The organism is Ottowia sp. VDI28 (genome assembly GCF_049532675.1).
Taxonomy (GTDB): Bacteria; Pseudomonadota; Gammaproteobacteria; order Burkholderiales; family Burkholderiaceae_C; genus Ottowia.
Map to the genome: position 1 here is coordinate 3,308,510 of NZ_CP149820.1, position 26,123 is coordinate 3,334,632.

28 protein-coding genes and 3 pseudogenes are annotated in these 26,123 nt (G+C 60.7%); 15 read left to right on the forward strand and 16 right to left on the reverse strand.

Translation table 11 applies throughout. The features are described from left to right. The first annotated feature begins 3 nt into the window (after positions 1–3). The 3 genes from WJU18_RS15660 to WJU18_RS15670 all read left to right on the forward strand — a co-directional run bounded on the left by WJU18_RS15660 (position 4) and on the right by WJU18_RS15670 (position 1,860). Positions 4–345: a PilZ domain-containing protein gene (locus WJU18_RS15660; RefSeq protein ID WP_423453703.1), complete on the forward strand. Its 342-nt coding sequence runs from the start codon at positions 4–6 to the stop codon at positions 343–345. Between the two features lie 61 nt (positions 346–406). Then, positions 407–1,195, forward strand: a complete 789-nt coding sequence (locus WJU18_RS15665) for a TatD family hydrolase (RefSeq protein ID WP_423453705.1) — start codon at positions 407–409, stop codon at positions 1,193–1,195. After that, on the forward strand, positions 1,192–1,860 hold the full coding sequence (locus WJU18_RS15670; protein WP_423453706.1) for an ankyrin repeat domain-containing protein: 669 nt from the start codon (positions 1,192–1,194) through the stop codon (positions 1,858–1,860). The genes WJU18_RS15665 and WJU18_RS15670 overlap by 4 nt, the downstream gene beginning before the upstream one ends. A gap of 40 nt (positions 1,861–1,900) precedes the next feature. Here WJU18_RS15670 and WJU18_RS15675 read toward each other — a convergent pair whose 3' ends face one another. The 3 genes and pseudogenes from WJU18_RS15675 to WJU18_RS15685 form a co-directional block, all read right to left on the reverse strand. Beyond that, positions 1,901–2,344 (reverse strand): 4'-phosphopantetheinyl transferase family protein, encoded by a 444-nt coding sequence (locus tag WJU18_RS15675; protein WP_423461015.1) that lies wholly within the window; start codon positions 2,342–2,344, stop codon positions 1,901–1,903. Between the two features lie 17 nt (positions 2,345–2,361). Further along, positions 2,362–2,766, reverse strand: a pseudogene (locus tag WJU18_RS15680) (4'-phosphopantetheinyl transferase family protein); the annotation flags it as partial. Then, positions 2,670–3,431 carry a metallophosphoesterase gene (locus WJU18_RS15685; protein WP_423453708.1) on the reverse strand — a complete coding sequence of 254 codons (762 nt, stop codon included), beginning with the start codon at positions 3,429–3,431 and terminating at the stop codon, positions 2,670–2,672. The pseudogene WJU18_RS15680 and the gene WJU18_RS15685, both read right to left, overlap by 97 nt. 69 nt (positions 3,432–3,500) lie before the next feature. On the opposite strand from WJU18_RS15685, the gene WJU18_RS15690 reads away from it, so the two are divergent. Further along, the gene (locus WJU18_RS15690) at positions 3,501–5,105 is read left to right on the forward strand and encodes an AMP-binding protein (RefSeq protein ID WP_423453710.1); all 1,605 of its coding nucleotides are present in this window, start codon (positions 3,501–3,503) and stop codon (positions 5,103–5,105) included. Between the two features lie 13 nt (positions 5,106–5,118). Here the strand turns inward: WJU18_RS15690 and WJU18_RS15695 are convergent, their stop codons facing one another. The 3 genes from WJU18_RS15695 to WJU18_RS15705 all read right to left on the reverse strand — a co-directional run bounded on the left by WJU18_RS15695 (position 5,119) and on the right by WJU18_RS15705 (position 8,486). Further along, on the reverse strand, positions 5,119–6,603 hold the full coding sequence (locus tag WJU18_RS15695) for a DHA2 family efflux MFS transporter permease subunit (RefSeq protein ID WP_423453712.1): 1,485 nt from the start codon (positions 6,601–6,603) through the stop codon (positions 5,119–5,121). A gap of 10 nt (positions 6,604–6,613) precedes the next feature. Further along, positions 6,614–7,285 carry a TetR/AcrR family transcriptional regulator gene (locus tag WJU18_RS15700; RefSeq protein ID WP_423453714.1) on the reverse strand — a complete coding sequence of 224 codons (672 nt, stop codon included), beginning with the start codon at positions 7,283–7,285 and terminating at the stop codon, positions 6,614–6,616. A gap of 241 nt (positions 7,286–7,526) precedes the next feature. Continuing rightward, positions 7,527–8,486: an FHA domain-containing protein gene (locus tag WJU18_RS15705; protein ID WP_423453716.1), complete on the reverse strand. Its 960-nt coding sequence runs from the start codon at positions 8,484–8,486 to the stop codon at positions 7,527–7,529. Positions 8,487–8,756: 270 nt separating this feature from the next. Between WJU18_RS15705 and WJU18_RS15710 the strand changes: the two genes are divergently transcribed. Continuing rightward, the gene (locus WJU18_RS15710) at positions 8,757–9,101 is read left to right on the forward strand and encodes a hypothetical protein (RefSeq protein ID WP_423453718.1); all 345 of its coding nucleotides are present in this window, start codon (positions 8,757–8,759) and stop codon (positions 9,099–9,101) included. A 33-nt stretch (positions 9,102–9,134) separates the two neighbouring features. Here the strand turns inward: WJU18_RS15710 and WJU18_RS15715 are convergent, their stop codons facing one another. From WJU18_RS15715 to WJU18_RS15725, 3 genes and pseudogenes are all read right to left on the reverse strand, one after another. Then, on the reverse strand, positions 9,135–10,115 hold the full coding sequence (locus tag WJU18_RS15715) for an LD-carboxypeptidase (RefSeq protein WP_423453720.1): 981 nt from the start codon (positions 10,113–10,115) through the stop codon (positions 9,135–9,137). Between the two features lie 110 nt (positions 10,116–10,225). Further along, positions 10,226–11,623: a tRNA adenosine(34) deaminase TadA gene (gene tadA / locus WJU18_RS15720; protein WP_423453722.1), complete on the reverse strand. Its 1,398-nt coding sequence runs from the start codon at positions 11,621–11,623 to the stop codon at positions 10,226–10,228. Then, a pseudogene (locus WJU18_RS15725) lies at positions 11,620–12,281 on the reverse strand (FMN-binding negative transcriptional regulator). The gene tadA and the pseudogene WJU18_RS15725 overlap by 4 nt, the downstream one beginning before the upstream one ends. Before the next feature lie 250 nt (positions 12,282–12,531). On the opposite strand from WJU18_RS15725, the gene WJU18_RS15730 reads away from it, so the two are divergent. Then, positions 12,532–13,446: a DUF72 domain-containing protein gene (locus WJU18_RS15730; protein WP_423453724.1), complete on the forward strand. Its 915-nt coding sequence runs from the start codon at positions 12,532–12,534 to the stop codon at positions 13,444–13,446. Between the two features lies 1 nt (position 13,447). On the opposite strand, the gene WJU18_RS15735 is transcribed toward WJU18_RS15730, so the two are convergent. Both WJU18_RS15735 and WJU18_RS15740 read right to left on the reverse strand, forming a co-directional pair. Next, the gene (locus WJU18_RS15735; RefSeq protein WP_423453726.1) at positions 13,448–14,044 is read right to left on the reverse strand and encodes a 2-hydroxychromene-2-carboxylate isomerase; all 597 of its coding nucleotides are present in this window, start codon (positions 14,042–14,044) and stop codon (positions 13,448–13,450) included. A 58-nt stretch (positions 14,045–14,102) separates the two neighbouring features. Beyond that, complete coding sequence (locus tag WJU18_RS15740; RefSeq protein ID WP_423453727.1) at positions 14,103–14,867, reverse strand: SDR family oxidoreductase; 765 nt, start codon at positions 14,865–14,867, stop codon at positions 14,103–14,105. Positions 14,868–14,951: 84 nt separating this feature from the next. Between WJU18_RS15740 and WJU18_RS15745 the strand changes: the two genes are divergently transcribed. After that, positions 14,952–16,016, forward strand: coding sequence for a tellurite resistance/C4-dicarboxylate transporter family protein (locus WJU18_RS15745; protein WP_423453729.1), 1,065 nt, complete (start codon positions 14,952–14,954; stop codon positions 16,014–16,016). Between the two features lie 12 nt (positions 16,017–16,028). Here WJU18_RS15745 and WJU18_RS15750 read toward each other — a convergent pair whose 3' ends face one another. Continuing rightward, entirely contained in the window at positions 16,029–16,892 is an 864-nt protein-coding gene (locus WJU18_RS15750; RefSeq protein ID WP_423453731.1) for a DMT family transporter, read from the reverse strand. A 181-nt stretch (positions 16,893–17,073) separates the two neighbouring features. Here WJU18_RS15750 and WJU18_RS15755 point away from each other — a divergent pair, with 181 nt between their 5' ends. Next, positions 17,074–18,801, forward strand: a complete 1,728-nt coding sequence (locus tag WJU18_RS15755; protein ID WP_423453733.1) for a hypothetical protein — start codon at positions 17,074–17,076, stop codon at positions 18,799–18,801. 23 nt (positions 18,802–18,824) lie between these two features. Then, positions 18,825–19,013 carry a hypothetical protein gene (locus WJU18_RS15760; RefSeq protein WP_423453735.1) on the forward strand — a complete coding sequence of 63 codons (189 nt, stop codon included), beginning with the start codon at positions 18,825–18,827 and terminating at the stop codon, positions 19,011–19,013. A gap of 140 nt (positions 19,014–19,153) precedes the next feature. On the opposite strand, the pseudogene WJU18_RS15765 reads toward WJU18_RS15760, so the two are convergent. Beyond that, a pseudogene (locus WJU18_RS15765) lies at positions 19,154–19,530 on the reverse strand (carboxymuconolactone decarboxylase family protein). A gap of 135 nt (positions 19,531–19,665) precedes the next feature. On the opposite strand from WJU18_RS15765, the gene WJU18_RS15770 reads away from it, so the two are divergent. Together WJU18_RS15770 and WJU18_RS15775 are read left to right on the forward strand one after the other, a co-directional pair. Next, complete coding sequence (locus WJU18_RS15770) at positions 19,666–20,022, forward strand: DUF1304 domain-containing protein (RefSeq protein WP_423453737.1); 357 nt, start codon at positions 19,666–19,668, stop codon at positions 20,020–20,022. A gap of 78 nt (positions 20,023–20,100) precedes the next feature. Continuing rightward, a complete protein-coding gene (locus WJU18_RS15775) occupies positions 20,101–20,337 on the forward strand; it encodes a hypothetical protein (protein WP_423453738.1) in 237 nt (78 codons plus the stop codon). A 48-nt stretch (positions 20,338–20,385) separates the two neighbouring features. Here WJU18_RS15775 and WJU18_RS15780 read toward each other — a convergent pair whose 3' ends face one another. Next, on the reverse strand, positions 20,386–21,180 hold the full coding sequence (locus WJU18_RS15780; RefSeq protein WP_423453740.1) for an AraC family transcriptional regulator: 795 nt from the start codon (positions 21,178–21,180) through the stop codon (positions 20,386–20,388). 92 nt (positions 21,181–21,272) lie between these two features. On the opposite strand from WJU18_RS15780, the gene WJU18_RS15785 reads away from it, so the two are divergent. Further along, positions 21,273–22,454, forward strand: coding sequence for an MFS transporter (locus tag WJU18_RS15785; RefSeq protein ID WP_423453741.1), 1,182 nt, complete (start codon positions 21,273–21,275; stop codon positions 22,452–22,454). Between the two features lie 95 nt (positions 22,455–22,549). Here the strand turns inward: WJU18_RS15785 and WJU18_RS15790 are convergent, their stop codons facing one another. Further along, the gene (locus WJU18_RS15790; RefSeq protein ID WP_423453743.1) at positions 22,550–22,963 is read right to left on the reverse strand and encodes a DUF815 domain-containing protein; all 414 of its coding nucleotides are present in this window, start codon (positions 22,961–22,963) and stop codon (positions 22,550–22,552) included. On the opposite strand from WJU18_RS15790, the gene WJU18_RS15795 reads away from it, so the two are divergent. The 3 genes from WJU18_RS15795 (at position 22,962) to WJU18_RS15805 (ending at position 24,858) form a co-directional block, all read left to right on the forward strand. Continuing rightward, the gene (locus tag WJU18_RS15795) at positions 22,962–23,183 is read left to right on the forward strand and encodes a helix-turn-helix domain-containing protein (RefSeq protein ID WP_423453745.1); all 222 of its coding nucleotides are present in this window, start codon (positions 22,962–22,964) and stop codon (positions 23,181–23,183) included. The two genes, WJU18_RS15790 and WJU18_RS15795, sit on opposite strands and share 2 nt — an antisense overlap. A 13-nt stretch (positions 23,184–23,196) precedes the next feature. After that, entirely contained in the window at positions 23,197–24,030 is an 834-nt protein-coding gene (locus WJU18_RS15800) for a hypothetical protein (RefSeq protein WP_423453747.1), read from the forward strand. Between the two features lie 66 nt (positions 24,031–24,096). Continuing rightward, entirely contained in the window at positions 24,097–24,858 is a 762-nt protein-coding gene (locus WJU18_RS15805; RefSeq protein WP_423453749.1) for a class II aldolase/adducin family protein, read from the forward strand. A 77-nt stretch (positions 24,859–24,935) separates the two neighbouring features. Here the strand turns inward: WJU18_RS15805 and WJU18_RS15810 are convergent, their stop codons facing one another. Beyond that, positions 24,936–26,120, reverse strand: a complete 1,185-nt coding sequence (locus tag WJU18_RS15810) for a PepSY-associated TM helix domain-containing protein (protein ID WP_423453751.1) — start codon at positions 26,118–26,120, stop codon at positions 24,936–24,938. Between the last annotated feature and the right edge of the window lie 3 nt (positions 26,121–26,123).

Below are 26,123 nucleotides of genomic sequence, written 5' to 3' on the forward strand. Positions count from 1 at the left end.
GCTATGGCACGTCCCAGCGTCATCCAACTCGCCATCAAGGAAAAAGCCGCCCTGTACGTGGCCTATATTCCGCTGTTCGCAGAAGGTGGCATCTTCATTCCCAGCACGCGTGAGCACCGCCTGGGGGAGGAAGTCTACGTCCTGCTTTCCCTGCCGGGCGATACGCAGCGCTACCCCGTGGCGGGCAAGGTGGCCTGGATTACCCCTGCCGATGCCGCGGGTAATCGGCCGCAAGGTGTAGGCGTTCGTTTCCCGAAAGATGAGAAATCCGCCCAGCTCAAGGCCAAGATAGAGGACATCCTGGGGGCCACGTTGAGTTCCGACCGGCCAACCCAAACTGTTTAAGACTCCAATCGTCTGAACCTGAAGCACGGGCTATGCCTGGGGTTTTTCAGTTCAGTTTTGCATGTTCACCGATTCACACTGCCATCTCAATTTCCCCGAACTCGCCGCTGATCTCCCCGCCATAAGGGCAGCCATGGCCGAGGCAAAGGTCACCCGCGCGCTCTGCATCAGCACCACCATGGAAGAGTTTCCACAGGTGAAGGCGCTTGCCGAGACCTACGACAACTTCTGGGCCACCGTCGGCGTACATCCGGACAGCGAAGACGTGCACGAACCCAGCGAGGATGAGCTGGTACAGGCCGGTGCGCTGGACAGGGTCGTCGCCATCGGCGAAACCGGGCTCGACTACTACCAGATGGAAGAACGCAAAGGCGGCCGCAGCATTGCCGACATGGAATGGCAGCGCCAGCGCTTTCGCACGCACATCCGCGCCGCGCGCCGGGCCAGCTTGCCGCTGGTGATCCATACGCGCGCTGCGTCAGATGACACCTTGGCCATCCTGAAAGAGGAGGGCGGCGGCACAGGCGTTTTCCACTGCTTCGCCGAAACGCGTGAAGTTGCCCAGGCTGCGCTCGACATGGGCTTCTACATCTCTCTGTCGGGCATCGTGACATTCAAGAACGCACGCGAGCTGCACGAAGTGGCCCGCATCGTGCCGGATGACCGCCTGCTCATTGAAACCGACTCCCCCTATCTAGCCCCCGTGCCTTTCCGCGGCAAGACCAACACCCCTGCCTATGTGCCCTATGTAGCGGCCCGCCTGGCTGAGTTGCGCGAAACCAGCGTGGAACACATCGCGGAATGCACAAGTGCCAATTTCAACCGACTTTTCCCCAAAATCGCCCCATGACGAATCTCATTTCCCGTTTTCTGCTGGCTCTGTGGCTGACTTTGCTGGCCCCGCTGGCCATGGCCAACGACGCTGATTCTTTCGTCCGTGCCGTCATGCAAGACAACGACATTGCCATGCGGAACCTGCTGGCCAATGGCGTTGATCCCAATACCAAGAACGAACGCGGGGTCCCGGGCCTTTACTTGGCCTTGCAAGAGGGCTCTTTGAAAGTGGCGCGCCTGCTGATCGATTCGCCTCGGCTCAAGCCGGAATCGCGCAACGCCACAGACGAAAGCCCGCTCATGATGGCGTCTTTCAAGGGGTATCTGGATCTGGCTCAGCGCCTGATCGCAAAGGGCGCCGACGTCAACAAGCCCGGCTGGACACCCTTGCACTACGCGGCCACCAACGGCCAGCTGAAGCTGATGGAGCTGCTGCTTGAAGAGCATGCCTTCATCGATGCCGAATCGCCCAATGGAACCACGCCCCTCATGATGGCCGCCTCCTATGGCGCGCCGGCTGCAGTCAAGCTCCTGATCGATGCCGGAGCCGACCTTCGCATGCGCAACCAGAAAGGCATGACCGCCCTCGATTTCGCCCAGAAAGCCGAGCGCCCCGACGCCGTGGAACTGCTCACCACCGCTCTGCGCGCCACCTCAAGCACGACCAAAGGAAAGTGGTAGCCCGCGGGGTGGGCATTCATGCCTATGCACGCGGCCACCCCTACGCCGCCGACATCTTCGTCACCAGTGGCGTCACGCTGTCGAACCCATCCAGCGCCTTCATTCGCCGCAGGCTCAAACCCGGCACCTGTCCGGGAAGCCGCTCTGCACAGACGGCCATCAAGTACTGGCCCGGCAATTCCAGTTGCCAGAAACGCCAACGCTCGGCATCGTCGTTCTGCGATGCATCCACGCTCAGACGCGGCGTTTCCTCCGTGGGAAACTCAAAACTGAAGCTGTCGAGCGGAATCGACAGCCCCATGCCACGTGCCTTGATATAGGACTCCTTGAAGGTCCAGTAGTCAAAGAACCTGCGTGGCTGCCGCTCTGGCGGTAAAGAGGCCAGTTCAGCCGCTTCACGGGGGAAAAGAAGCGATCCGCCACTTCCAGATTGGCCCTGCGCTCCAGTTGCTCCACATCCACGCCCAAGGCGTGTTCCTGGCAGATGCCCAGCACGATCAGGCCAGTCGTGTGGGAGAGATTGAAGCGCAGCGCGCTTGCTTCCGTGTGCACGGGTGAGATGCCCGGGCGGCCATAGGCATTGGTGTCAAACACCCAATCGGCCGGTGCCACGCTGGCGTAGCGCGAGAGCACGGTGCGGACCATGGCGCGCGTCACGAGGTAGCGCAGGCGGTCGCCGGCAAAATGAAAGCGCGCCTGCTGCTGGCGCTCGGCAGTGTTGAGAAGGCCGAGCAGGTGAGGGGAGTCGGCCTCGAACTCGTCGTAATAGGCCAGCCAGAGATCGATGCTCGCCTGCGTCGTTGTGGTCATCAGACTTCCTCGATGCAAAGCAGTTGTTTGGCGGTGATCCTGCTTTCCTGCGGATAGCCGAAAGCGTTGTTGATGTAGCGGATACCGTCCAGCCATACGGACTGATTGATATGGCTGTGGCCATACACATGAGTCTTGGGGTTGATTTTCCTCAGTTGACCCTCCAGGCGTGTACTGCCGAGCACCGGATCCAGGATGCGGTGGCGGCTGGACACGAAAGACGGAATCAGGTCGATCCGCGGCAAGAAATGTGAAACCGTGATCCGCATGTGGGTGCCCTCCGTGGGCGGCACCGTGTTGAGGTTGTCGAAATGCGCCGCCACTTCCGCCGCTCCATAGCCGGCTGGCCAACGGCAGGCCCGATAGTCCGTCCAGGCATTGAGGAGCGTTTTCTGGGGTTGGCCGAAGGAATAGTCATACCAGCCGAGCAGCGGCACCACGAGCAACCCGCCAAGGCGGATTGTTTCCATGGTGGCCCCGCAACTCGAAGCTATTTTCCTAACTACGGCAAACTTTTCCAGCGAATCCATCTCCGGCGTTTCGCCCGCCACCCATAGATCATGGTTGCCGGGCACGAACAGCACGTGGCGGAACCGCCGCGTCAACGCGCTCAGACACGTGTCGAGCAACTGCCGCTTGTGGCTGATATCTCCCGCCAGAATCAGCAGGTCATCCACATAATCGAACCGAGACAACTCCTGGACCCACGCCATGTTCGGTTCATAGTCGACGTGGATATCCGATAAGGCGAATATTCGCATGGCATGATTGTGGCGCCTCCTGAGAACATGAGGAAAACCACCGGAGACAAGCCGATGAAGACTGTGGACATGACTTCACCAGAAATGCCTTTGCACGAGCACTTGCGCCGTCATGCGCGGGCCCAGCCCGAGCAGACCGCGCTGATCTGGTACGGGGCCACGCTCAGTTGGGCCGAGCTTGACCGCGCAAGCGATGCCTTCGGTGCGCGCCTGCAGGCGCTGGGCGTAGGCAAGGGCGACCCGGTCGTCCTGTTCCTGAACAATTGCCCGCAATACTTCATTGCGCACTACGGCATTCAGAAAATCGGCGCCATCGTTTGCCCCAGCGGACCGCTGAACAAGGAGCATGAACTCGGCTATCAGGTGAACGATCTGAAGGCGAAGGTGATTGTCGCCGCGGCGGATTTGATGCCCATCGTCGAAAAAGTGCGCGCCAGCAGCACGATCGAGCATGTGTTCACGGTGCATTACGGCGATCTCCTGCCCGAATCGCCAGCGTTTGACCTTCCTGCCGAACTACAGGCCGCCTGGCAGACGCCGCGAATCATCGCGCCGCATTGCGAGGATTTCATCACCGCGATGCGTGCCAATGCCTGCCCGCAGCCGGTCGAGCTGGCCATGAGCGATGTGGCGCTGATGACCTACACCTCGGGCACCACGGGCCTGCCCAAGGGCGCGATGCTCAGCTACGGTAATGCGCTTTTCAAGACGACCGTGACCGCGCAACTCGCGGGTCTCGGCACGGGCGATGTCTGCTTGTCGGTGGCTCCGCTCTATCACATCGCAGGGATGCTGATGGGCGTCAACGTGCCGATCCTGACCGGGTGCGCGCAAGCGCTGCTCTTTCGCTTCGATCCTCTGGCGGTTCTGCAAGCTATCGATCGCTGCAAGGTGACCTTCTGGTATTCCATCGCACCAATGAACGTCGCTTGCATGCAGGTGCCTGGCGCCGAGCGGTTCGATCTCAAGAGCCTCAGGAGGAACTCGGTGACCAGCTTCGGCATCAGCTTCACGGAGCCGTTGGCACAGGCATGGCAATCCTTCACGCAAGGGCCTTGCATCAGTTGCGAGGCCGCCTACGGTTTGTCGGAAACCCACACCATGGATACCGGCATGCCTTTCGATGCCATTCGCTGGGGCACGCATGGAAAGCCCATGCCCGGCGTCACCATCCGCATCATGGATCCCGATACCGGCGCCGAATTACCTGCTGGCGAAATGGGCGAGATCACTGTGCGGTCGCCCGGCAATTTCAAAGGTTACTGGAACAAGCCTGAAGCCACCACCAAAACCTTGAAGGAAGCCTGGGTCTGGACCGGAGACATGGGCAAGATGGATGCCGAAGGCTATCTGACCTTCATCGGGCGAACCAAGGAAATGATCAAGGTCTCGGGCTACAGCGTGTTCCCAGAAGAGGTGGAAATCATCCTGATCAAACATCCCGCCGTGGCGCAAGCGGCTGTGATCGCACAGCCCGATCCCGAAAAAGGCGAGGTGGTCAAGGCTTTCATTGTCAGGAAAGCGGGTGCCGACATCACCGCGGATGAACTCATCGCCTGGTCCCGCCAGAACATGGCGAGCTACAAGGCCCCACGTCATGTGAGCTTTATAGAGGCCTTGCCCGCCACTGGTTCGGGCAAAGTCCTGCGGCGCTTGCTCAAGGAGCAGGCCTGAATGCGCTCCCAGATCAGCTTTTGCGCCGTCCGCTGATGAACAGTACGAGGGCCGCCAACAGCCCGAGAATGCCTGCAGCGGCCGCCGCACGGGAGAATCCCTGTGCAAAGGCGGTATGCAGCAGATGTCTTGACTGAGACGCGAGCGGCAGAGCCTCCGGAATCTCTCTTCGCTGAGCCGCTGCAACGGCCAGTCCGATCGCATCCTGCGAGCCCGCTTTGGCAAAGCTTTGAGCCAGCGATGCCACTGCGCCTGTATTCATGATGCTGCCCAGCAGCGCAATGCCAATGGCCATCCCGCCCTGGCGCAGAGCGTTCATCGTGGCAGACGCGGCGCCCGACCGCTCGCGTGGCGCGCTGGCCATGACCGCGGCACCCGTTGCCGGCACGGCCAGGCCCAAGGCAATACCCAGCAATGCGAAGCACGCAGCTACGGCGCCGTAAGGCGTGGCGGGAGTAAACTGTTCCATCGACAGCATCGCCAACCCCAGCAGCAGGTATCCGGTGCTCAAGAGCGCCCGCATTCCGTAGCGCGCGGCCAACCTGCCGAACAAGGGCGACACCATGAGCATCGCCAAGAACACCGGCGCCATCCGCCAACCGGCTTGCGTGGCGCTCCAGCCCTGCGCGTTCTGCAGGAACAGGGAGAAGAGGAACAAGCTGGTGTATCCGGTGAATCCCAGGACGAACGAAGCGAAGTTGTACACCGTGAAATCATTGCCTCCGAACAGGTCCAGCGGCAATACAGGCCGGGCCACGCGCCGCTCGACCACGATGAACAGCATTAAAGCCACGGCAGCCACCACCAGGGCCAGCACTGTCGGCGCCGCCCCCCAGCCGTCCTGGCCCGCCTTGATCAGTCCATAGGTCAGCGCCCCCAGGAATACGATGGACAGCACCTGCCCAACGGGGTCGAGCGCAGCGTGCTCCGGGTTCGCGCTTTCTTCCACCGACCACAGACCGAGCAGGACGGTGATGACGCCCAAGGGCAGATTCACCAGAAAGATGCTGGGCCAACCCACCTGATCCACCAGGTAGCCGCCCAGAAGCGGTCCCAGGATCAGGGAAATCGCGTTGAAGGAGGCCCATCCTCCAATGACGTGTGCGCGTTCCGCCGGATCGGGGAAAGCCTGAGTCAGGATGGACAGTGCGCCAGGGATGACCAAGGCACCGGCCATGCCCTGCAGCGCGCAGCCAATAATCAGGACGGGCAGTGACGACGCCACGGCGCAGACCACCGAGGTCAAGGTGAAGAGCACGACGCCACCTAACCAGATCCTCTTGCGCCCATAGCGGTCCGCCAGCGGCCCGGCGGAAAGCATGAATGCTGACAGGCACAGCGCGTAGGCTCCCACAATCCACTGCAGGCCTGCCAGGCTGGCGTGCAGGTCCGCCTGGATCGCTGGCAGCGCCACGCTGACGATGCTGATCGCCAACGATGCCATGAAAGTACCGAGATATACCGTGGCGACAGCAAAGGGACGGCGGGACGAGATCATGAAGAGCGGCTCATCTGAGTGGGGAGGAGGGGAGTGATGGAGGTACAGCCAGCGCACGGCTGAACGTCTCGATCAGCAGGCGCAGCAGCGGCGCGCGAGAGCCTGCCGTGCCGTACGCCACGGCGTCATCGGCGAGGCCGTGCATGGAATAGAACATCATGACGGACAGTCCATGCGCATCAGATACCCGCCATACCCCCGCCTGGGCGCCCGCGCCCAGCAGCTCCGCGAGTTGATCGATCACCGGGTTGCGCATCATGAGTCCTCGGTCATCAGGGCGCACGTCATGGAACAGCATGTCATGCAAGGCGACCTGTTCCAGCAAACCATCCAGCGAGGTCTTGCACCAGATTCGAAGGCGCGCATCCCAGTCCCCTGGCCGGCAGCGTGCCATCGCGCGCTCGATGCGTTCGCAGTACGCCAGCATGAAGCGCTGTTGCAAGGCATCGAGCATGGCGTCGCGGGAAGCAAAGTACAGGTAGAACGTTCCCTTGGCAACCTGGGCTGCATTGGCGATCTCTTCCACGCTGGTGGCTGTCACGCCCTTGCTCAGGAACAAGGCTTCGGCCGCATCCATCAGCGCGGCGCGCCGGGTTTGCGGCGCTCGCGTGCGGCGGCGCTGCGGCGCACGCCTGTCCGCCGGGCTGCCGGGGCTTGCCTTGATATCTGCTGGCTTTGTCACGGCGCCAAGCCTCGCTGATTGAGAAAGATCGTGTGAGCCATGTGGCGCTGATATTAATGACTGCTGGTCAGTATACGGATGAAGTACCTCATCAAGCGGAGCAGCCATGCTTCGATCTGGGATTCAATAATTACTTCATACGATGTGTATTATGTTAATAATAGGATAAAGCAAGCAACATCAACTGGTCACCCTCTGCCATCCACGTCAATTCAAACCCTGTTGACGAGTGCTGACAAGATCAGCCTGCGCGCACCTGAAAACTGAGCACGGGCGCGCTCGCGTCTGAGAACGGGACGCCCAGTGCCATCTCTCCGCCGGAATGCAGGATGCATTGGCTGCGGCGCAACTGCACCTCCGAGGCCGACTTGCCTGTAAAGCGGATCCAGGTGCCATAGGTGCTCTGATCAGCCAGCACGAAGGCGCCGTTGATCCACTCTATGGTCGAGTGCTTGCGCGAGACTCTTGGATCGCTGATCACAAAGTGGCAGTCTGGCACTCTGCCTATCTGAATGGGCAGTTCGCTGCTGACAAATACCTTGTTATTGCCTTCCCATCCAAGCTCGATATGGCTTTCGACCTTCTCGGTGTCTGGAAGCTCCGGTTCCTGCAGAACCCCGCGTATGGTGATCAGGTCTGTGGGAATTTCGTCGTTCCACTCGATCTGAAATACCGGATGGGGTTGCACGATCCCCTTGATTCTGATCATGCCCAGGGAACGGTACCGGATGTTCTCCAGCACTTCTCCGCGGTTCGAAATCCTGTGCCTGCGGTTGGTTCTCAGCTGATTGATCACCGATTCGGTGGCCCAGATGGCGTTGGAGCCACTCATGTCCGACAGGCGCGAAGCAAAGTTCACCGGATCCCCGTACGCATCGTTGCCCATGCGGACCACTGCACCTGACGCCAGTCCGATTTTCAAGCCCATATGCAGGGGCTCAGGCCAGCGCCGGATGCGTTTCGTGTGCTGCTGCTGGAGAAAGACGGCGGCCGTGACTGCATCGACACTATTGCCGAACTCGGCCATCACACCGTCACCCAGGAACTTGAGTATCCGGCCATCGTGAGCCTCACAGACACGACCTATCCACTGCGTTACCTTGGAGATAACGCCAGCCACTTCTTCACTGCCCATAGCTTGATAGGCAGCGGTGCTGTCAGCAAGATCGATGAAGGCAATGGTTTGCAGCGGGCTGTGCATGTAAGCGGATATTCTTAAGGAGTGGTGACTTCGGTCCTTAATGTCGCATTTCCAGCTGAAATCGCCTCACCGTTAAGGATATTTATAGGTGGCTCGCGGCCTCTTTTAACGTCATCGTCGCACCGCAGCAACGTTTTGTTTTGACGGGTGTCAAACTTTCGCCCAAAACATTTGGTAACTCATGTAGCATTCACGTAAAAAATAGATGTAACCATCTTCAATCATTGCATGGGCTGGAGCACTTCTCACATTTTTGCTGGGCTGCTTGGAATGTGGAACGGCGGAAAAACAGGTTCCAGGAGGGCACGCGCCCAAAAACAGACCAAACTGCATACGGACCGGCTGGTCGATATCCGCCTGGCGATGCTTGACATGCTGGGCAGCGAGGGCATCAGCCAGTATCCCAGCGTGGCGCGCCGCATTCACCTCAGCAGCGACGCTCAGTCGCTTTGGTATGCGCGTGCCGACCTGATGGCCGCGCTGGCTGGACTGCATGGTGAGCAGGTGGCACACACCCGCATGATCAGCCTGTCGGTGCTGTTCGATGGCATGCTGCCCAGAGGAATGATGTCCCGCCCTACTACGCTACGTCCGGATCAGCACAGCACGTTCTAGGAACAGGAACAAGCGCCGTCTATGCCGCACGTATCAGTGGTGGTTATGGTGGATATGACCCCAAAGCAGCAGAGCCTCACGTCCCTCCACCAGCAGGTCGATTTTCATGCCCACAGGCAGCAGTACCTTGGTCGGCACATGGCCGAATGGCAGGCCAGTCAACACAGGGACTTTCGTGTGCGCGCGCAGCCACTCGATCACCTTGGCCAGCGTGAATCCCTTGTCGTGCGTTGCTGACAGCGTGTAATTGGTAAATGCACCCAGCACGATCGCCTTTTGCCGCGCCAGCACACCGGCATGCAAGAGTTGCGTCAACGAGCGCTCGATCCGGTAAGGGTGCTCTCCTACGTCTTCCAGGAACAGCACGCCCTGCTTGATCTCAGGAAAATAAGGAGTTCCCAGAAGAGAAAGGAGCACGGTCAGGTTGCCTCCCCAAAGCGTGGACTGCCGTGCCAGCAACCCTTCGGAGACAAGTTTTGCCGACGCAGCGGGCAGGCGCCAGCCGGTCCCCTCCCCCGCTCCGTCGACCAGATCACCAAAGCACGCAAGCATGATTTCGTCGGGCTCTCCTTGCCCCAGCTTGCCGTTGTGGCCATCGGCACCGTCCGCGACATCGCTGGCGCCAAAGCCCTCGCATAGCGCAGGGCCGGCCCATGTCGTGGCACCGGTTTTGGCCAGCAATGCCAATTGCAGCGCGGTGAAATCGCTGAAACCCACAAAGCGGGTACCTTTGGAGATGGCGTTGGCGATCTTGCGATACGGGAGATCAGGCAGCAGGCGCGTAATGCCATAGCCGCCCCTGGAAATCAGGGCAATGTCGGCGCCGCTTGCGGCCGCACGGGTGATGGCCGCCAGACGGGTGGCGTCATCTCCGGCAAATCGTTGCCAAGTCTGAAGCGCAGCCGGGTCTACCTCGACCTCATGGCCCAGCGCTTGCAGGCGTTTGACGCCGAGCTTGAACGCCGCTCGGTCGCGCACCGCGCCCGCGGGAGAGTAGACATAAATATGAGCCATGGTTGGTGTTCTTGCTGGGGTAAGCTTGATTCGAGCTGCCGGGGAATATATCAGCAGCTACGAAAACGATAGAAGACTTGGGCACCTGCATAAGCTGGTCGAACGCGCATTCAACCTCTTGCGAAATGGATGAGCGCGCGCTCGGCAATGGGCTGCCCGTGCTCCTGTACGAAATGCCCGGCTTCTTCGATGATCCACGGATCAGGACAGCCGTGAATGTCCTTGTGCAATGCCTGCATGGTGGGAGGGCCCAGCACAGGGTCCTGGGCACCCACGACCATCAGGCTGCGCCCTGCCCAATCGTCGCGCCAGAACCTGCGGGCGGCTCGGGACACGGCGGCGCCGTCATCCTTAGGCGACTCAGGCACCATGCGGGGAAAGACTCGTGTGGCCGCGCGGTGGCCTGTGTCAGGAAATGGCGCCTCATAGGCGGCGCACTCGGCGGCTGACAGCTGCGGGTTTCCTCGGCTGAACAGGCGCCCAATATCGAAGGCAGGCTTTTTGGCGCACATCTGGCGCCAATCGAGAAAGCCTGGCGACAGTGGCTCCTCGGCGCTGGCCAGCATGGTATTCATGACCAGGAGGCCGGCATACCGCTCAGGAGCAGCCATGGGCAGCGTGAGGCCCAGCAGGCCCCCCCAATCCTGCACGACCAGCACGATATTCCGCAGATCCAGCCTTTCCACGAATTCCAGCAGGACTTGCCGGTGCCAGGAAAAGGTATGTACGGCCTCGCGCTTGGGCTTGTCGCTTCTGCCGAAGCCAGGCATGTCCGGCGCGGCCACCCGGTCCCCAGCAGCCTCGAAAACGGGGATCATGTGGCGGTACAGATAGCTCCAGGCTGGGTTGCCATGAAGGCATAGCCAGGTGCGTGATGCGCTTGCGTTGCCCTGGTCCAGGTAATGCATCCGCAGGCCAGCCAGGCTCGGCAGATCACTGATGTAGCGAGGCGCCCACGGGTAACCTGGGAGATGGGAGAACGCGGTATCGGGTGTTCGCAGCGCATCTTCGCGAAGCGGGTTGGGGTTGCCACGGCGTTGCTGGAAGAATTCGCGCAACAGGGCGCCGCATTCATCCGAGAGCACGCCGCCGGTCAGGCCAGTCTGGTGATTGAGCTCTCGCTGGCTGAACAGATTGAGCACGGAGCCTGCCGCTCCGGTCCGTGGCTCTGGCGCACCGAACACTACCCGCTTCAGCCGGGCATGCAGCATGGCTCCAGCGCACATGGCGCAGGGTTCCAAGGTGACATACAGCTCGCAATCCTCAAGCCTGTAATTGCCTTGCGTCCGCGCCGCGGCGCGCAGTGCGGCAATCTCGGCGTGTGCTGTGGGATCGTGGCCTTCAATTGGGGCATTGCCACCGGTGGCAATCAATTCGCCACGGCATACCACGACCGCACCGACCGGGACTTCGCCACGCTTACCTGCGGCTTGGGCGGCGGCAAGTGCCTGCCGCATCCAATAGGTATCGATATCGGTATCGTCCTGAGGTGCTGCCGGATCGCTCATGTCGTCTGTGAAGGTTGGGCCGTATCGGGATGGGCTGCGGCCTCACCGCCCATGCCCAGGGTTTGCATCCACTCGGCCAAGGCCCGCTCCTGAGGTGAGCCGGCCGCGTACATCGCCTGCAAGGCCTCGTGCGACTCCTTGCGATGCTGGTTGAGCTTGAGTTTGCATTGCCAATCGACCACCTGCAGCTCGAAGGCGGTGATGCCCGCCAGCATCTTGTGGGCGAACTCCTCTCCCAGCGAACGCCACTGCTCGGCATAGGGGGGCTCGTGGTCGGAGATCAATTTCTTGAGCAATTGATCCTTGGCCTGCGGATCGTCGAGCAACCGGGCCTGCACGGTGCAATGCACCGCCAGATAGTTCCAGCTGGGCACGCGCGCAAGATCCGGATAGACCTTGGGGGACAGGTAGGCGTGCGGCCCGACGAAGGTGACCAAGGCCTTGGGCCTCGCGGCCAGGTATCGCCAATGGGGTTGGGCTTGGCCACGTGGCCCAGCAGCGTGAAATTCTCCCCGTCCTGTTGCAGGTGAAGCGGCAGGTGGGTGACGAACGGAAACCCTTCGTCATCGGTGGAGACCAGGCTGGCGAAAGGGTGTTCGCGCATCAGCCGCGCGGCAATAAGGGGGTCGCGGCTGGCAAACTGAGGGGGTTTGTACATGAGAGCGTCCTGTAACCCATATCATCGTAGCGCAAGATTTTCTCCCATCATGTCTCAGCCACCCGATCAACCCTCTCTTTTCGGCGGTGACAAGCCTCCGGAGCGCAAGGAGGAGAACACCCCGAGCGCAAAAACTTCAGGATCAACTGAGGAGCCTCCTCGCCCGCGTTCGAGAGCAAAGGGCGTACAGCCCGCACCACCGTCATCAGATCAGGAGGCGCTATCGGTTCGCTTGCCCGTGCAGCTGTGGATGGGCACCTCTTCCTGGCATTTTCCTGGTTGGGCGGGCTTGGTCTGGGATGGTGACTATGGGGAAAGCAAGCTGTCGAAAGAAGGCCTGCAGGCCTATTCCAGGCATCCTCTTTTGCGTACAGTCAGTCTTGACCGGGCGTTCTACCGGCCCTTGAGCGTGAGCCAGTACGCGGGCTATGCGGCGCAGGTTCCGGAGGGTTTCCGTTTCGTCGTCAAAGCCCCCGCGCTGGTGGCGGATGCCCAGGTACGCGCCGAAAACGGGCGTGGCATGGCACCTAATCCGGCCTTTCTCGACCCTGAACTGGCGGTGCGCGAGTTCATCGAGCCTGCGCTCGAAGGGTTGGGCAGCAAGGTGGGCGCACTGGTGTTTCAGATCAGTCCCCTGCCCCATCACCTCCTTGCGCGTCTGCCGGAGGTCATCGAGCGGATAGGCGTCATGCTCGCGGCCTTGCCGCCCTTGCGTCCTACCGCCCCTGACGGGGTCGTTGGCATTGAAGTGCGCGATGCCGGATTTCTCAGTGCGGCGAATGCGCCGCTGCTGGCGCGGATGCTGCGCGAAGCCCGCGCCACCAATCCCACGACCTATTGCCTGGGGTTGCATGCCAAGATGCCTCCGATCGAGGATCAGCTTCCTTTGCTTCGCGCCTTGTGGCCAGGGCCTCTGGTATGCCGCTGGAACCTGCATCGCCGCCATGGCGCATACGGATATGAAACCGCCAAGCAGACCTATGAGCCGTTCAACCAGATGGTGGATCCTGATCCTGAAACGCGCGCCGCATTGGCCCGTGTGATCGCCGGTACCACTGGCGCGGGGCAACCGGCGTATGTGACGATCAACAACAAGGCAGAAGGATCGGCTCCACTATCGGTGGCGGCGCTGGCGCAGGCGATGCTTCCCGGTTTCGATAGTTAGGCTAACCGGCTTTCAGGGCTTCCCTCACCCATTCCAGGCGATCTTGCCCGAAGAACATGTCGCTCTTCACGAACATCGTGGGTGCACCGAAAACCCCACGTTGCACGGCTTCCTCTGTCGTTTCCTTCAAACGTGCCTTGACATCGGCATCGCCCACCCAGCCGGCAATCAATTCAGGGGGGAAACCCGCCTTGTACAGCGCGACGGATGCGACTGCCAGATCGTTCATGTTGAGCTCTTCAATCCAGATGGCCCTGAATATGGCATCGGTCAAGGCAAGAAGGCGTTCAGGCGCGCGCATTTGCGCGCCGGTGATGGCTCGCATCAAGGTCAGGGTGTTGATCGGAAAGTGGGGATTCCTGCGCAGCGGGACGCCGTACCGGCGGGCATGGCGATCGAAATCGGCGAAGATGTACTTGCCTTTGGCCGGTACGGCAGCAGGCGAGGCGTTGCCCGTGGCCTGGAACACACCGCCCAGGAGCATGGGCTTGAGTTGCAGCTCGGCGTCAGCTTCGGCGCACAGGGTGGGCAGTTGCGTCCAGGCCAGATAGGACGCGGGGCTACCGACGTCGAAGAAGAATTCGACTTGCTTGCTCATGGAGTGTCTCCGGGTTTGAACTTGTGTGAAGAACGTGTAGGGATGGGATGAAGATGCCCTACCATTTTTCCATGTAGGGCCGCAGATCCAGCTCGAACGTCCAGGCATCGCGCGGCTGCTGGTGCAGGTGCCAATAGTTTTCGGCGATGTGGTCAGGGTTGAGTATGCCGTCCTGCTCTTTCAAGGCGTACCGCTCCGGAAACTGTGTGCGGATGAATTCAGTGTCGATCGCTCCATCGACAATGACGTGCGCCACGTGGAGACCACGCGGCCCCAGTTCGCGCGCCATGCTTTGAGCCAGCGCGCGCAAGGCATGCTTGGCTCCCGCGAAGGCCGCAAACCCCGCCGCCCCGCGTGTGCCTGCCGTGGCACCGGTGAACAAGATGGTGCCGCGTCCGCGCGTGACCATGCGTTTGGCCACCTCACGCGCGTTCAGAAAGCCGCTGAAGCAGGCCATTTCCCTGATCTTGAAGTACTTGCGGGCGGTTTCCTCAAGAATGCTGCAAGGCACATTGGCGCCGATGTTGAACACCAGCACCTCGATCGGCCCGCGCTCCGCTTCGATCTGCGCGATCAACGCAACCACCTCCTCCTCTTTTCGCGCATCGCTGCCGTAGCCGAACGCATGGCCACCGGCGGCTTCGATGTCGGCGATCAGCGGCTGCAGCTTTTCCGCGGAGCGCCTGGTCACGCACGCAATGTAGCCTTCGCGCGCAAAGCGCTTGGCAATGGCGCCGCCGGTCGAATCTCCGGCGCCGACAATGAGGGCAACCGGTGAGCTTGCCGGGCTTGGATGAAGCGCCTGGGCATCGGAAGCGGACATAGGCAGGACTCCGTAGGTGCATTGAGGATGCTCACTTTAGCAATCCCTGCGGGTTGCTGACGAGCGGCTCATAATCTCCCTCCGATGTCCGCCCCGATTCTCAGCCCATCCTCTCGTGGCCTGCCCTTGCCGCCCTTGGCCGCTTTGACACCCGCCATCTTCGGCATCGTGATGGCCACGGGCATCGTCTCGCTGGCGAGCCGGCAGAACGGCTTCACAGAGCTCGCCAGAGGACTGTTCGCGCTGAATATTGTTTTCTACCTCGCGATCTGGGCCCTGGTGATACTGCGCGCCGTACGCCATCCATCGAGGGTGCTTGGCGATTTGACTGACCACGCGCGTGCGCCAGGCTACTTTTCGGCCGTGGCGGGCACCGCTGTTCTTGGCCTGCAATTCATTGACCTTGGTGGCAGAGAAGATATTGGCCTGGTGCTTTGGTGGTTCGCGCTCGGTCTCTGGCTAGTGCTGGGGTACGGCATCTTTGCCGCCCTGACCGTCAAAGAGGAGAAGCCCGCGCTTGACCGAGGCATGCACGGCGGTTGGCTGCTCGCGGTGGTAGCGACACAGTCGATCGCGGTTCTCGGGGTCGCGCTTATCGGCACGTTTCCTCCAGAGTGGCGGCCTCTGCTCGAATTTGCCTGCCTGGCCTGGTGGCTCTGGGGCGGGATGCTCTACATCCTGCTGATGGCATTGATCTTCTACCGTTGCCTTTTTCTGCGGCTTTCACCGGAAGATCTTTCTCCGCCCTACTGGATCAACATGGGGGCCATGGCGATCTCCACCTTGGCCGGCGCTCGGCTGACTTTGGCCGCGGGCTCGCTTCCTATCCTTGCGCAATTCCTGCCGTTCCTGAAAGGCTTCTCGGTTTTCTACTGGGCTTCAGGTTCCTGGTGGATTCCATTGCTGTTGGTGCTGGGCGTCTGGCGCCACCTGCTGCGGCGTTTCCCGCTACGGTATGACCCGCTGTATTGGAGCGCGGTGTTCCCCTTGGGTATGTATGCGGCGGCCACGCACGACTTGTCGCGTGCCCTGGGAGTCTCTTTTCTGGGGTGGCTGCCGCCCATTTTCCTGGGAGCGGCATGGCTGGCCTGGTCGCTGGCATTGGCGGGTTTGCTTCTGGCGGCCGCCAGGCTATCGGGCAAGCGATAGAAATCAATCGGCTTAACCAGCGAATTTCTTTGCGCCAGCCACACAGGCCACGGCCCCCAGCGTGACCAGCAGCATGGCGGGGCTCACCTGCTCTTGAAGCAGCAGGGCCGCGAGGCCCAGCCCCATGAACGGCTGGAGCAGTTGAAGCTGTCCCACGGCGGCAATGCCACCCCTCGCCAAGCCGTGGTACCAGAAGACAAAGCCAATCAACATGCTGAAGAGAGAGACATAGGCCAGGCCCAGCCACGCCGGCGTACCGACATGCGCGAACGACGAGGGCATGGTCAGCAAAGTGATGGGAAGCATGACCGGCAGCGAAATCACCAGCGCCCAACTGATGACTTGCCAGCCGCCAAGCGAGCGGGAGAGGCGCGCGCCTTCCGCATAACCCAGGCCGCACGCCAGGATGGCCGCCAGCATCAGCAGATCGCCCTGCAAGGAGGCCTGCATGCCGCCCTTTGCCGAATACCCGGCCACGAAGGCTGCGCCCAGCACGGAAAAAAGCCAGAAAAGAGGCCGGGGGCGCTCCCCTCCCCTCAAGACCGCGAAGATCGCGGTGCAAAGAGGTAGCAAGCCCACAAAAACAATGGAATGCGCCGATGTGACGTGTTGAAGCGCAAGCGCGGTCAGCAATGGAAAACCGACGACCACCCCCAGGGCTGTCAGGGCCAGCGACGGGATGTCTGCTCCCCTGGGTTTCGGCTGCCTGAGCGCCAGAAGCAATGCAAGCCCGAGCAGCGCAGCCACCGTGGCGCGCGCCGCGGTCAGAAAAATCGGATCGAAATCGGCCACAGCCACGCGTGTGGCCGGCAGCGATCCGGCAAAGATCGCTACGCCAATGAACCCGCTTACCCAGCCGCTTGTGGTCTTTCCCATCAGATATACCTTTGATTCCAGGCGCTTAGTACACACCGATGAGCCAGCCTAGGCCACGCACAGTGCAGAACAATTCAAAAAAACTGTACTGTTATTTTTTCCCATACAGTCATGACGAAGAAGACCATTTCAAACAAAAATCCTTAAAAGTAACATTTTGTGTTCAACGAAAATTTGTGATTTGTCTTCAAAAATCATTTCATGGTTAATACTAATACTCACTTTTGTTGACCATGCAATACTGAAATTGTTCAACGATTTCAGCAACAACGATGAGAGGAGCCTGTTCATGAGAAAGGTCTATGGAGTAATTGCCACCTGTGCCTCCGCAACGATACTTGCGTCGTGTGGAGGGGGTGGCGACGATGACAGCGGGGCCAAGCTGGCGTGTACGTGGGATAAAGATGTGCCGTTGAGCTTTGAGGAGCGGCGGCTGGAAACGCCACTTCCTTTCTCCGGGCAGAACGTAGTCGGTCAGGATCAGACTCCTTTCGCGACACGGATCGTGACAGCCGCAGGTTTTCAGAGCTTTGCGCCTGAATTTGCCGAGAGCCTGTGCAATGACGAAGGCCAGACCCAATTGTCCAACTACGACGAAGCGCTTGCCAGCGTCACTGAAAGCGGGAAAGCGCTTTGGCGGGCGGCGGTCGACAGGGTTCAGGGCAAGCGAGCCGTGCAGGCATCAGAGACTCTGCCCCGCAGTGACGATCGCATGCTTTACTGGAGCCGGGTCCAGATGACCAAGGTCCTTCGGCAATGGAAGCCGGAGTGGGATATCTCCGCCGAGCAAAAAGAGCAGTTGCAGTGGGAATTCGAGAAGGCTTCGCGGGGGCAGACCGACATTGATTTCCCGACTGGCCAGACCGCGGGCGGAAAGCCCTACCGCAGGATGCTCGTGAGCGGTTTCGATGTATTTACCCTGGGGAAACCCGGGACGCCCAATACGGGCCTTCGCAACGGAAACCCCTCCGGAGCCACCGCACTGGCCTTGGATGGAAAGGAGATCCAGCTTTCCGATGGATCGGTCATGCACGTACAGACTTACGTTTTGCCCGTGAGCTATGACCCGTTCAACAAAGGCATGCAGGAAGACACCCTGGGGCCTTGGTTCAAGGCCGGCCCCAAGCGCGTGGATGCTTCAATCAGTATGAGCCAAGGCGGCCGGGATATCTTCTGGCTCGAGCAGTGGAATGGCCGGTTTCATGGTTCCTCCGCCGGTAATGACGGCATCATTTACTGCCCGGTAGGGACTCGTCTGCCCGCTGTCGTGCTGCCGCTTGGCCAAATCACGGCGGAAGGTGCGGATCCGATCACGCTGGGTGGCTCAGGCTGCAACACAGTGGTGCAACCGCGCTGGTATGGCTCTGACACCATCTCGCAGTGGAAGAAGGACGCTCCACCACAGTTCACGACAGCATCGCTACCAGTTGAAAAGATGCTGCTCGCCAATACACAAGCAGGTATTGCGAGGCCGCCTGGCGCCAAAAGCGAAGGCCAGGATGGGTTCGATGTTACATGGCATACCAATTACAGCTACTTCGCCGATTGCAATAGCACGACCACCGCGACACAACCATGGCATAGCGTGGTCAACAAGATGCCCGATCCTGCGGATGTCAAGGCTCCGGAAGCGTCCTGGTGCGCACGCACGGGCGGTGGTGGTGACTATCTCTCCAACGAAAGTGCCTACCGCAATACCCTGTTGAGGGATACGATGGGGTTGGACATTCCTGCCGGTCACATCCATATTCCAGTCATGAACTATTTCCACGACGGCGTGGAGGCCAACGGTGGGGGCGTGCGCGATGACAACTCTTACACCGACGCGAGGTTTGAGGCGTACCGGAATGCTATCGTTGCCCAAGGCGAGAAGCTGCTGACGGCGGTGGGTGAAAGCCTGGTTCCCTAATTTTTGAACACAAAGGTATTGACATGAAGAAAGCTCTTCTCATCGCAGGCTTGGCACTTTCCCTTGGTGTTCTGGCACAGCCTAGCATGTACTACTGGTGGGTGAACGCCAAAACAGGGGAAAAGGTATGCGAGCCCGAGACGCCGGGCAAGGACTGGAAAAAGGCCAGCGAAACGGTCTATCAAGACTTCGAATGCAAGAATCCGCTTTGACGGGCGCCAGCCTTCGCCCGCTGGGCCTTCCTGGCCTGCCGGGTGTGAGCGTTGAATAAGGCGAACCAAAGGCACCTCCGGGTGCCTTTGGTTCGTTGGTCCTAAGAACTCCCTGTCGCGATGTCCTGTGCGGCAGAGGTTCAGATGCCCATTTCCTTGAACACCTGGCGGGCTATCTTGAAGCAACCAAGGCCGGCAGGCATGCCGACGTACACGGCTACCTGCAGGAAGCATTCCTTGATCTCGTCCTTGGTCACGCCGTTGGTGATGGCTCCCCTGATGTGGGTGGCCAGTTCCTCAGGCCGGTTCAACGCGGCGATCATGCCCAGATTGAGGATGCTGCGGCTGCGGCGGTCCAGGCCCGGGCGTGTCCAGACCTCCCCCAGCAGAATTCCGTGACCAGCTCCTGCATGGGCATGCTGAATTCGTCGGCATTCCCGAGCGCGGCGTCGACATAGGCGTCACCGACCACCGCGCGCCGCATTGCAAGTCCTTTATCGAACAATTCCTGGTTCATGGCTTTCCTGGCTCCTGGTAAGAACGCGTTCGCGATCTATGTTGAATAAACAGGTATTCTGCTTCGCGCGGTGCGTTGGATGCGCGGCGCGACCTTCCAAAGTTTCAGCGGAACACTTTTGATTGGAGACATTGAATGACTGTCGTTGGCAACATCATCACGGCGCTCGTCGCCTTGCTGCACGTTTACTTTCTTGTTCTTGAGATGTTCCTTTGGGACAAACCTGCTGGTATGAAAGCCTTTGGGCAAAGCCTTGAGCGAGCACAGGCCACGAAGGTGCTGGCGGCCAATCAGGGGCTGTACAACGGCTTTCTCGCGGCCGGCCTGGTGTGGGGCCTGGTGCTCGGCGCGAACGACCATGGCATCAAGGCGTTCTTTCTCGGCTGCGTCATCGTGGCCGGTGTCTTCGGCGCCAGGACCGCAAGCCGCAAGATCCTCTTCGTTCAGGCGCTGCCGGCCGCGGTAGCGCTTGCGTTGCTGCTGCTCGCGTGATGCGGCGGGTTCCGGCTTGCCCTCAAGCTGCGTATTTTCACGAATGAGAGGCAAAAATGCTCCAGGGATAATGCGCCCATGCCCTCCCCTATCCCGCCATCCCAGCGCAAGCAAGATTCCGAACTGCTGTTCAAGGGCGCCATTTGCGCGCTCATTGGTGCCATTGTCCTGCTCGGTCCCTACGTGGCCCGGTCGCCAGACATGCGCGAAATCATGCGGCAGGCCTACCTGGCAGGCTGGTTTGCGCTGGTCTTGGGCTGCGCCTTCCTGGTGCGCTACGGTCTCAACCGCTGGCGGAGCCAGGGGCGGCGCTGATATACATGGCTCCGAGGGCGCTCTCGCAAGGGAAACGCCAACCGGCCTTTATTGAAGTGAGGCGAAATACTGCGCTGGCGGTTGTCCCAGCGCTTTCTTGAACATGGTGATGAACGCCGTGACCGAGTCATAACCGAGATCGCCTGCAGCTTGCTGCACGGTGGCACCACCTGCAAGCTGCTGCAGGGCAACGATCAGGTGCCATTGCTGGCGCCAGCGGCCAAAGGTCAGCCCGGTTTCCCTCTGCACCAACCGCGCCAGCGACCTCTCGCTCGTCGCCAGCATCTGCGCCCACTCGGCAAGCGTTCGGCGGTCTGAGGGATCAGCGGCCAGGGAGTCGGCGATACGGCGGATGCGCGGATGATCCGGCACCGGCAGATGCAACTGCTCGACGGGAGCCAGGGCCAACTGTTCAAGCAGCACCGCTGCCACACGTGCTGACGGGCCCTCGCGCGGATAGTCTGGCCCCTGGTCCGCGAGGTATTGGATCAGCTCGCGCACCATCGGCTTGATCACCAGTGTGCAGCATTTGTCCGGCAGCGGCGCCGTGCCGGGCTCCACAAACAGGAAGCCGATGCGGGCGTTATTCGTCACGCGGTTGCTGTGCGGCATACCGCCTGGAATCCATACCCCGTGCTGAGGCGGAACCATCCACAGCGCCCCCGGCACCTCGCACATCACGCCCCCGCGAAGTGCCATCACCAGTTGCCCCTTGCGGTGCTGGTGTATGGGCTGCTCCACATCGTTCTGCTCAACTTCCACGCGCAAAGCCAACGCGGGCCGGTCGTTCACGTCCGGGTCGTATCGGCCGAGTGATTCGGTAAGTGAACCGCTGGTTGTCATTATTTAGCGATTATTTGTCTTTATTTCTATATTCAATCATAAGCTTCATCTTTAGATTGGGGTATTCCCTAGAAACGTGAAAGAAGCGAGTAGTGAACACCTTGACGCATCGAAGATCAGCCGGCTCGACGGCTCTGTTGTTCGGTATCATTTTGATCGCCGCAAACCTGCGCGCCCCCTTTACCGGACTGCCTCCTCTGCTCGGTGCTGTTCAGGTGGATTTCGGCCTGAGCACCACGGCAATCGGTGCGCTGACCACTCTGCCATTGCTGGCCTTTGCTCTGGTGTCGCCCTACAGCGCCCGGCTCGCTCGTGAGTACGGACTGGAACGAACCTTGTTCGGCGCGCTCGCGGCTATTGCGTTGGGGATCGCTCTGCGTTCCAGCGGTGCGCTATGGAGCCTGTATGTAGGTACGGGGATCATCGGCGTGGGCATAGCCATCGGCAATGTCCTGCTGCCCAGCGTGGTCAAGCGCGATTTTCCTCACAATGTCGCGTCGCTGACGGGGGCCTACGCGTTGGCGATGGGCGTAGCTGCAGCGCTCGGCTCGGCCATGATCGTGCCCATGGCCCATGCCGCTGGTTGGAAAAGTGCGCTGGCGGTGTTCCTGGTCCTGCCGCTGGTGGCGATGGCGGTCTGGACGCCCCAACTGAGCGTCCGCACGAAATCAGTTTCCAGTACGGCTGGGCCCGCGCGTGAGGGCAAGATCTGGCACTCAGCGCTGGCTTGGCAGGTCACGCTTTTCCTGGGGCTGAATTCGACGATCTACTACGCAGCCGTCGGTTGGTTGCCGGCTATCCTGACCGACGCCGGAATGCCCGCTGATCACGCTGGTTCGCTGCACGGCGTCCTGCAACTGGCGACCGCTGTGCCGGGAGTCCTGATCGGACCGATTCTGAGCCGCCTGCGCGACCAGCGCTTGCTGGCTGCGGTGGTGGCGGGCTTTTCGGCCGTCGCCCTGCTGGGTTTGATGGCCCTGCCACAGTTCGCCCTGGCTTGGTCGATTCTCTTTGGCATCGGCACTGGCGCGGGAATTATTCTGGGGTTGAGCTTCATCGGCTTGCGTACCCACAACGCGCATCAGGCTGCCGCGTTGTCGGGAATGTCGCAATGCATCGGCTACCTCCTGGCGGCGGCGGGGCCGATGGCGATGGGCATGTTGCGCGATGCGCTGGGCAGTTGGCGCGTGCCGTTAGGCCTGTGCGCCATCTTGGCGCTCGCCGCCGTGTTCATGGGGTTCCTGGCTGGGCGTGAGCGCCATGTCGACGCGTGAGTCCACGCCCCTGTTCTTTGTGAACACCATCATCTATCAGGGCTTGCGGCATCATCGGAATGACCATGGGCACCGAACGCCACGCCAATTCATGCTCACCCAATGGCTTTTTCCTCGGTCATTTTCCTGCCTGCATAGTTCCGCGCAAACTGCCATGCAGCACGTCCTGAGCGGGTGCCGCGCTGCGTGGCCCACTGAAGTGATTCGGCTCTGATCTCTTCGTCGGCGTGCAGGCCTAGTCCAAAGTGGCTCAGCCAATGCGTCACGGCCTGCAAATACTCGTCCTGGCTGAACGAGTAGAAATGAAGGTGGAGCCCAAACCGGTCCGACAAGGAGATTTTTTCCTCGATCGAGTCACCGGGGTGAATTCTCCCCTGGTCGTCGTTTCTCCGCTCAAGGTTGTCGCTCATGCGTTCGCTGACCATGTGCCTCCGACTGGAGGTGGCATAGATCAATACGTTGGGCGACGACCCGGCCACGGCCGCCGATTGGGCCAAGCGCCTGGCCATGAGCACAAAGACATTCCATCGCCAATTCAAGAGTCATACAGGCATTACATTCGGGCAGTGGCGCCAATTGGCTCGCTTGCTGCTGTCACTCGAAAGCCTGGCCGAAGGTACGCCCATCGTGCAGGTCGCGCTGGAGCATGGCTACAGCAGCCAGAGCGCCTATACCGTCATGTTCAAGCGCTATTTCGGTATCCCGCCATCCGCTTTCTACCGCGGATGAGAGTCAGGAGGAAATGATGCGAAATCCGGTACGCAAAGCCCTTGCCGCCCTCCTCTTCTGCGGGCTGGGCGCGCTTCTGGTGTGGGCCGCGACCGGAAGCGAAGAGACGGGCGTGATGCGAGCCTCGGGCGTTTTGGGTGCCCTGCTGCTTCTGTTCTGCTCGATTCCTGCAATACAAGCCCTAAGCAGTTGGTTCGGTACGGCAAGACTGATGCGCGGCGAAAACGTCGTGGCACGCTGGCAGGTAAACCCCCAGGATTGGAAGCGGTTTCTCGCTTTCGACAAGGCACGGGGCGCGCGTAATTGGCAGCGGCTCACGAATGTCATGTCGCAATCATGGCGGCCAGATTGCCCGCCGCAAGGGATCGAAGTCATCGTCGGACGAAAATCCGTCCTGATTGACGGCAGCTATTGCACCGTGCGTTCGATATTCCTTGTCCAATGGATCGGAACCGAAAGTGTGGAACTTGATTGCCTGGAGTTCCACCTTCCTCGCTCCAATTTCAGAGGGCCTGCTTGGCACCCGAAGCTCCGCATCCCTGTCCCTGGCCAGGCCAAGGCGCAAGCCACCCTCGCCTATCAGTGGCATAGCACCCGCGTTGTACCCGAAGGCGTGGCGTTTGGCCCCCGGGCACGTGCCTACAAGGTGGCGCTCATGTTGGGCCTGGCAGGTGGCGTGCTCGCCATGATGGGGGCTTGGTGGGCATCGGCAGCGAGCCAACCCGCTGATGTGGACGATTTCGGTTCGATGGTGCCTTGGCTGCTTATCGCCATTGGCGGCGCCGGGGTCGTGCTTTGTCCGATTCTGGCCTGCGTGGCATTTTTCGCGGGCAAGCAAGAAGATTGATACCTCTTCAAGATAATGCGTAGTGGCGCACCAAGTCTCATCATCTGCTCAAGGAGAACTCTTCCCATGAACAACATGGCCTCGCTCAAGGACAAGGTTTCACCCGAAGAATGGCAACTGCGCACCGACCTCGCCGCCTGCTACCGGCTGGTGGCCATGTACGGTTGGAGTGACCTGATCTTCACCCACATCAGCGCGCGCATTCCGGGCCCCGAGCATCACTTTCTGATCAACCCCTATGGGCTGATGTTCGACGAGATCACCGCATCCAGCCTGATCAAGGTGGACCAGGACTGCAACAAGCTCAATGACTCGCCTTTCCCGGTCAATCCGGCCGGCTTCGTGATCCACAGCGCGGTGCACGCCGTGCGAGAAGACGTTCAGTGCGTGCTGCATACCCACACCCGTGCCGGCGTGGCGGTGAGCGCGCAGAAGAATGGCGTACTGCCCATCAGCCAGCAATCGACCTTCGTGCTGGCTTCGCTGGCCTATCACGATTACGAGGGCGTGGCTTTCCGAGACGAGGAGAAGCCTCGTCTGCAAGCCGATCTGGGACAGGCTGACTCCCTCATGCTGCGCAACCATGGGCTGCTTACCTGCGGCAAGACCATTGCCGACGCCTTTCTCTCGATGTATGTTTTTGAGAGTACCTGCCAGATTCAGATCGCCGCGCAATCGGGTGGCCACGAACTCACGCAGGTGGATCCGCGCATCGTGCAAGGCGTCGCGCAGGCCATGAAGGTGCAGACTGGGGGCATGGGCGGGCAGTTCGCCTGGCCCGCGCTGCTGCGCAAACTCGACCGGATCGACACCAGTTACCGTGAATAAGGGGCTGGAGTACTTGTCTCAAACTTGATTGCCCAGCCTGTCATGTAGGCTGCGATGACGAGCGTCATTTGCGAGCGTCATTTGTTTGCCACCCGGGCTCGGCGCTTGCGCGCCCATATCACGAGGCCTGTCACGCTCAGCGCGGCGACGAAGATCCCCATGAACGACATCAGTATGCGCCCCGGCGTGCCTAGCAGCCGGCCGGAGTGAAGCGGTAGTTGGGCTTGCATGAAGATATCGCCCGCAGTGCCCTGGCCCGGCACATGGTCACCGACGAGTGCACCCGTGTCCCCGTCCAGGTAGAGAACCTCGTTGCCCATGCCGTTGTCATCCCTGTCGTTTTCCGGCGTGAAGAACGCCACGCCATAGATGCCGAAGCGCTGGGCATAGAAGATGGACCCGGCCGGAGAGGTCCAGCCGCGGCGGCGGCCCTCGGCCTCTGCCACCGCGATGGCCTGCTCCCGGTTCAGCAATGGGTCAGCCACCTCCCGCTCGCGGCTGCCCTGGCGCACCTGGAATGGCGAGGGCGTGAGCTGTGAAAACACTGACACCAACGGCCGCATCACCTGAGTTCCCAGGTTCAAAGACACGGAAGTCACGGCCAGCATCAGCAGCAAGCCCCATACCCACACGCCACCGGACCGATGGAGATCGAAGTTGAGCTTGGCGCTGCCCTGGCGCAGCCGGAAGCTGAATGACTTGCGCCAGGCGCGCGCGCTGGGAAACGAGATCCAGAGTGCAAGAAAACAGTCGGCGATCCATACCGCGGACACCACCCCCATCAGCCATACCCCGAAATCAATGCCCCAGCCCTTGGGAATGTGCATCGTGTAGTGCAGCTTATAGAGAAAAGGCAGCAGGTTTTCGCGCGACAGCGATATGCGCCCCCACTGCCGCTGGCCCTGCGACAGGCCGGTGGCCGGATCCATCGCCAGTTGATTGAAGCCAAGAAGGTAGGGTGCGCCGGTGGCGGGATCGATGCGCGCGGCGACGCCCAGCATCGCTGTGTGACCGGGCTCCAGAGCCAGCGGCAGGAAGCTGACCCGCAGGCGCGGATCGGCCGCTTCGGCCCGGCGCGCCAGTTCCAGGGGTGGAAGCGAAATATCCGCCGCACCGGAGGCAGCCTGGAACAACCGGGGATTGACCCACTCGTCGAGTTCATGGTCCCAGGCAATCACCGCGCCGGTCAAACCGGCGATGAACAGGAAACCGGCCATGAACAAGCCGCACCATCGGTGCAGCATCACCAGCACACCACGCATATT

Bases quoted from the DNA above. Each gene is read 5' to 3' on its own strand.
- WJU18_RS15775 (WP_423453738.1), top strand. From the start codon at position 20,101: ATGCCCTCCCCTATCCCGCCATCCCAGCGCAAGCAAGATTCCGAACTG.
- WJU18_RS15760 (WP_423453735.1), top strand. From the start codon at position 18,825: ATGAAGAAAGCTCTTCTCATCGCAGGCTTGGCACTTTCCCTTGGTGTT.
- WJU18_RS15790 (WP_423453743.1), bottom strand. From the start codon at position 22,963: ATGGCCAGGCGCTTGGCCCAATCGGCGGCCGTGGCCGGGTCGTCGCCC.
- WJU18_RS15710 (WP_423453718.1), top strand. From the start codon at position 8,757: ATGTGGAACGGCGGAAAAACAGGTTCCAGGAGGGCACGCGCCCAAAAA.
- WJU18_RS15695 (WP_423453712.1), bottom strand. From the start codon at position 6,603: ATGATCTCGTCCCGCCGTCCCTTTGCTGTCGCCACGGTATATCTCGGT.
- WJU18_RS15780 (WP_423453740.1), bottom strand. From the start codon at position 21,180: ATGACAACCAGCGGTTCACTTACCGAATCACTCGGCCGATACGACCCG.
- WJU18_RS15805 (WP_423453749.1), top strand. From the start codon at position 24,097: ATGAACAACATGGCCTCGCTCAAGGACAAGGTTTCACCCGAAGAATGG.
- WJU18_RS15800 (WP_423453747.1), top strand. From the start codon at position 23,197: ATGATGCGAAATCCGGTACGCAAAGCCCTTGCCGCCCTCCTCTTCTGC.
- WJU18_RS15795 (WP_423453745.1), top strand. From the start codon at position 22,962: ATGAGCACAAAGACATTCCATCGCCAATTCAAGAGTCATACAGGCATT.
- WJU18_RS15705 (WP_423453716.1), bottom strand. From the start codon at position 8,486: ATGCACAGCCCGCTGCAAACCATTGCCTTCATCGATCTTGCTGACAGC.
- WJU18_RS15670 (WP_423453706.1), top strand. From the start codon at position 1,192: ATGACGAATCTCATTTCCCGTTTTCTGCTGGCTCTGTGGCTGACTTTG.
- WJU18_RS15740 (WP_423453727.1), bottom strand. From the start codon at position 14,867: ATGTCCGCTTCCGATGCCCAGGCGCTTCATCCAAGCCCGGCAAGCTCA.
- WJU18_RS15735 (WP_423453726.1), bottom strand. From the start codon at position 14,044: ATGAGCAAGCAAGTCGAATTCTTCTTCGACGTCGGTAGCCCCGCGTCC.
- WJU18_RS15745 (WP_423453729.1), top strand. From the start codon at position 14,952: ATGTCCGCCCCGATTCTCAGCCCATCCTCTCGTGGCCTGCCCTTGCCG.
- WJU18_RS15770 (WP_423453737.1), top strand. From the start codon at position 19,666: ATGACTGTCGTTGGCAACATCATCACGGCGCTCGTCGCCTTGCTGCAC.
- WJU18_RS15690 (WP_423453710.1), top strand. From the start codon at position 3,501: ATGACTTCACCAGAAATGCCTTTGCACGAGCACTTGCGCCGTCATGCG.
- WJU18_RS15715 (WP_423453720.1), bottom strand. From the start codon at position 10,115: ATGGCTCATATTTATGTCTACTCTCCCGCGGGCGCGGTGCGCGACCGA.
- WJU18_RS15665 (WP_423453705.1), top strand. From the start codon at position 407: ATGTTCACCGATTCACACTGCCATCTCAATTTCCCCGAACTCGCCGCT.
- WJU18_RS15685 (WP_423453708.1), bottom strand. From the start codon at position 3,431: ATGCGAATATTCGCCTTATCGGATATCCACGTCGACTATGAACCGAAC.
- WJU18_RS15810 (WP_423453751.1), bottom strand. From the start codon at position 26,120: ATGCGTGGTGTGCTGGTGATGCTGCACCGATGGTGCGGCTTGTTCATG.
- WJU18_RS15660 (WP_423453703.1), top strand. From the start codon at position 4: ATGGCACGTCCCAGCGTCATCCAACTCGCCATCAAGGAAAAAGCCGCC.
- tadA (WP_423453722.1), bottom strand. From the start codon at position 11,623: ATGAGCGATCCGGCAGCACCTCAGGACGATACCGATATCGATACCTAT.
- WJU18_RS15750 (WP_423453731.1), bottom strand. From the start codon at position 16,892: ATGGGAAAGACCACAAGCGGCTGGGTAAGCGGGTTCATTGGCGTAGCG.
- WJU18_RS15730 (WP_423453724.1), top strand. From the start codon at position 12,532: ATGGGCACCTCTTCCTGGCATTTTCCTGGTTGGGCGGGCTTGGTCTGG.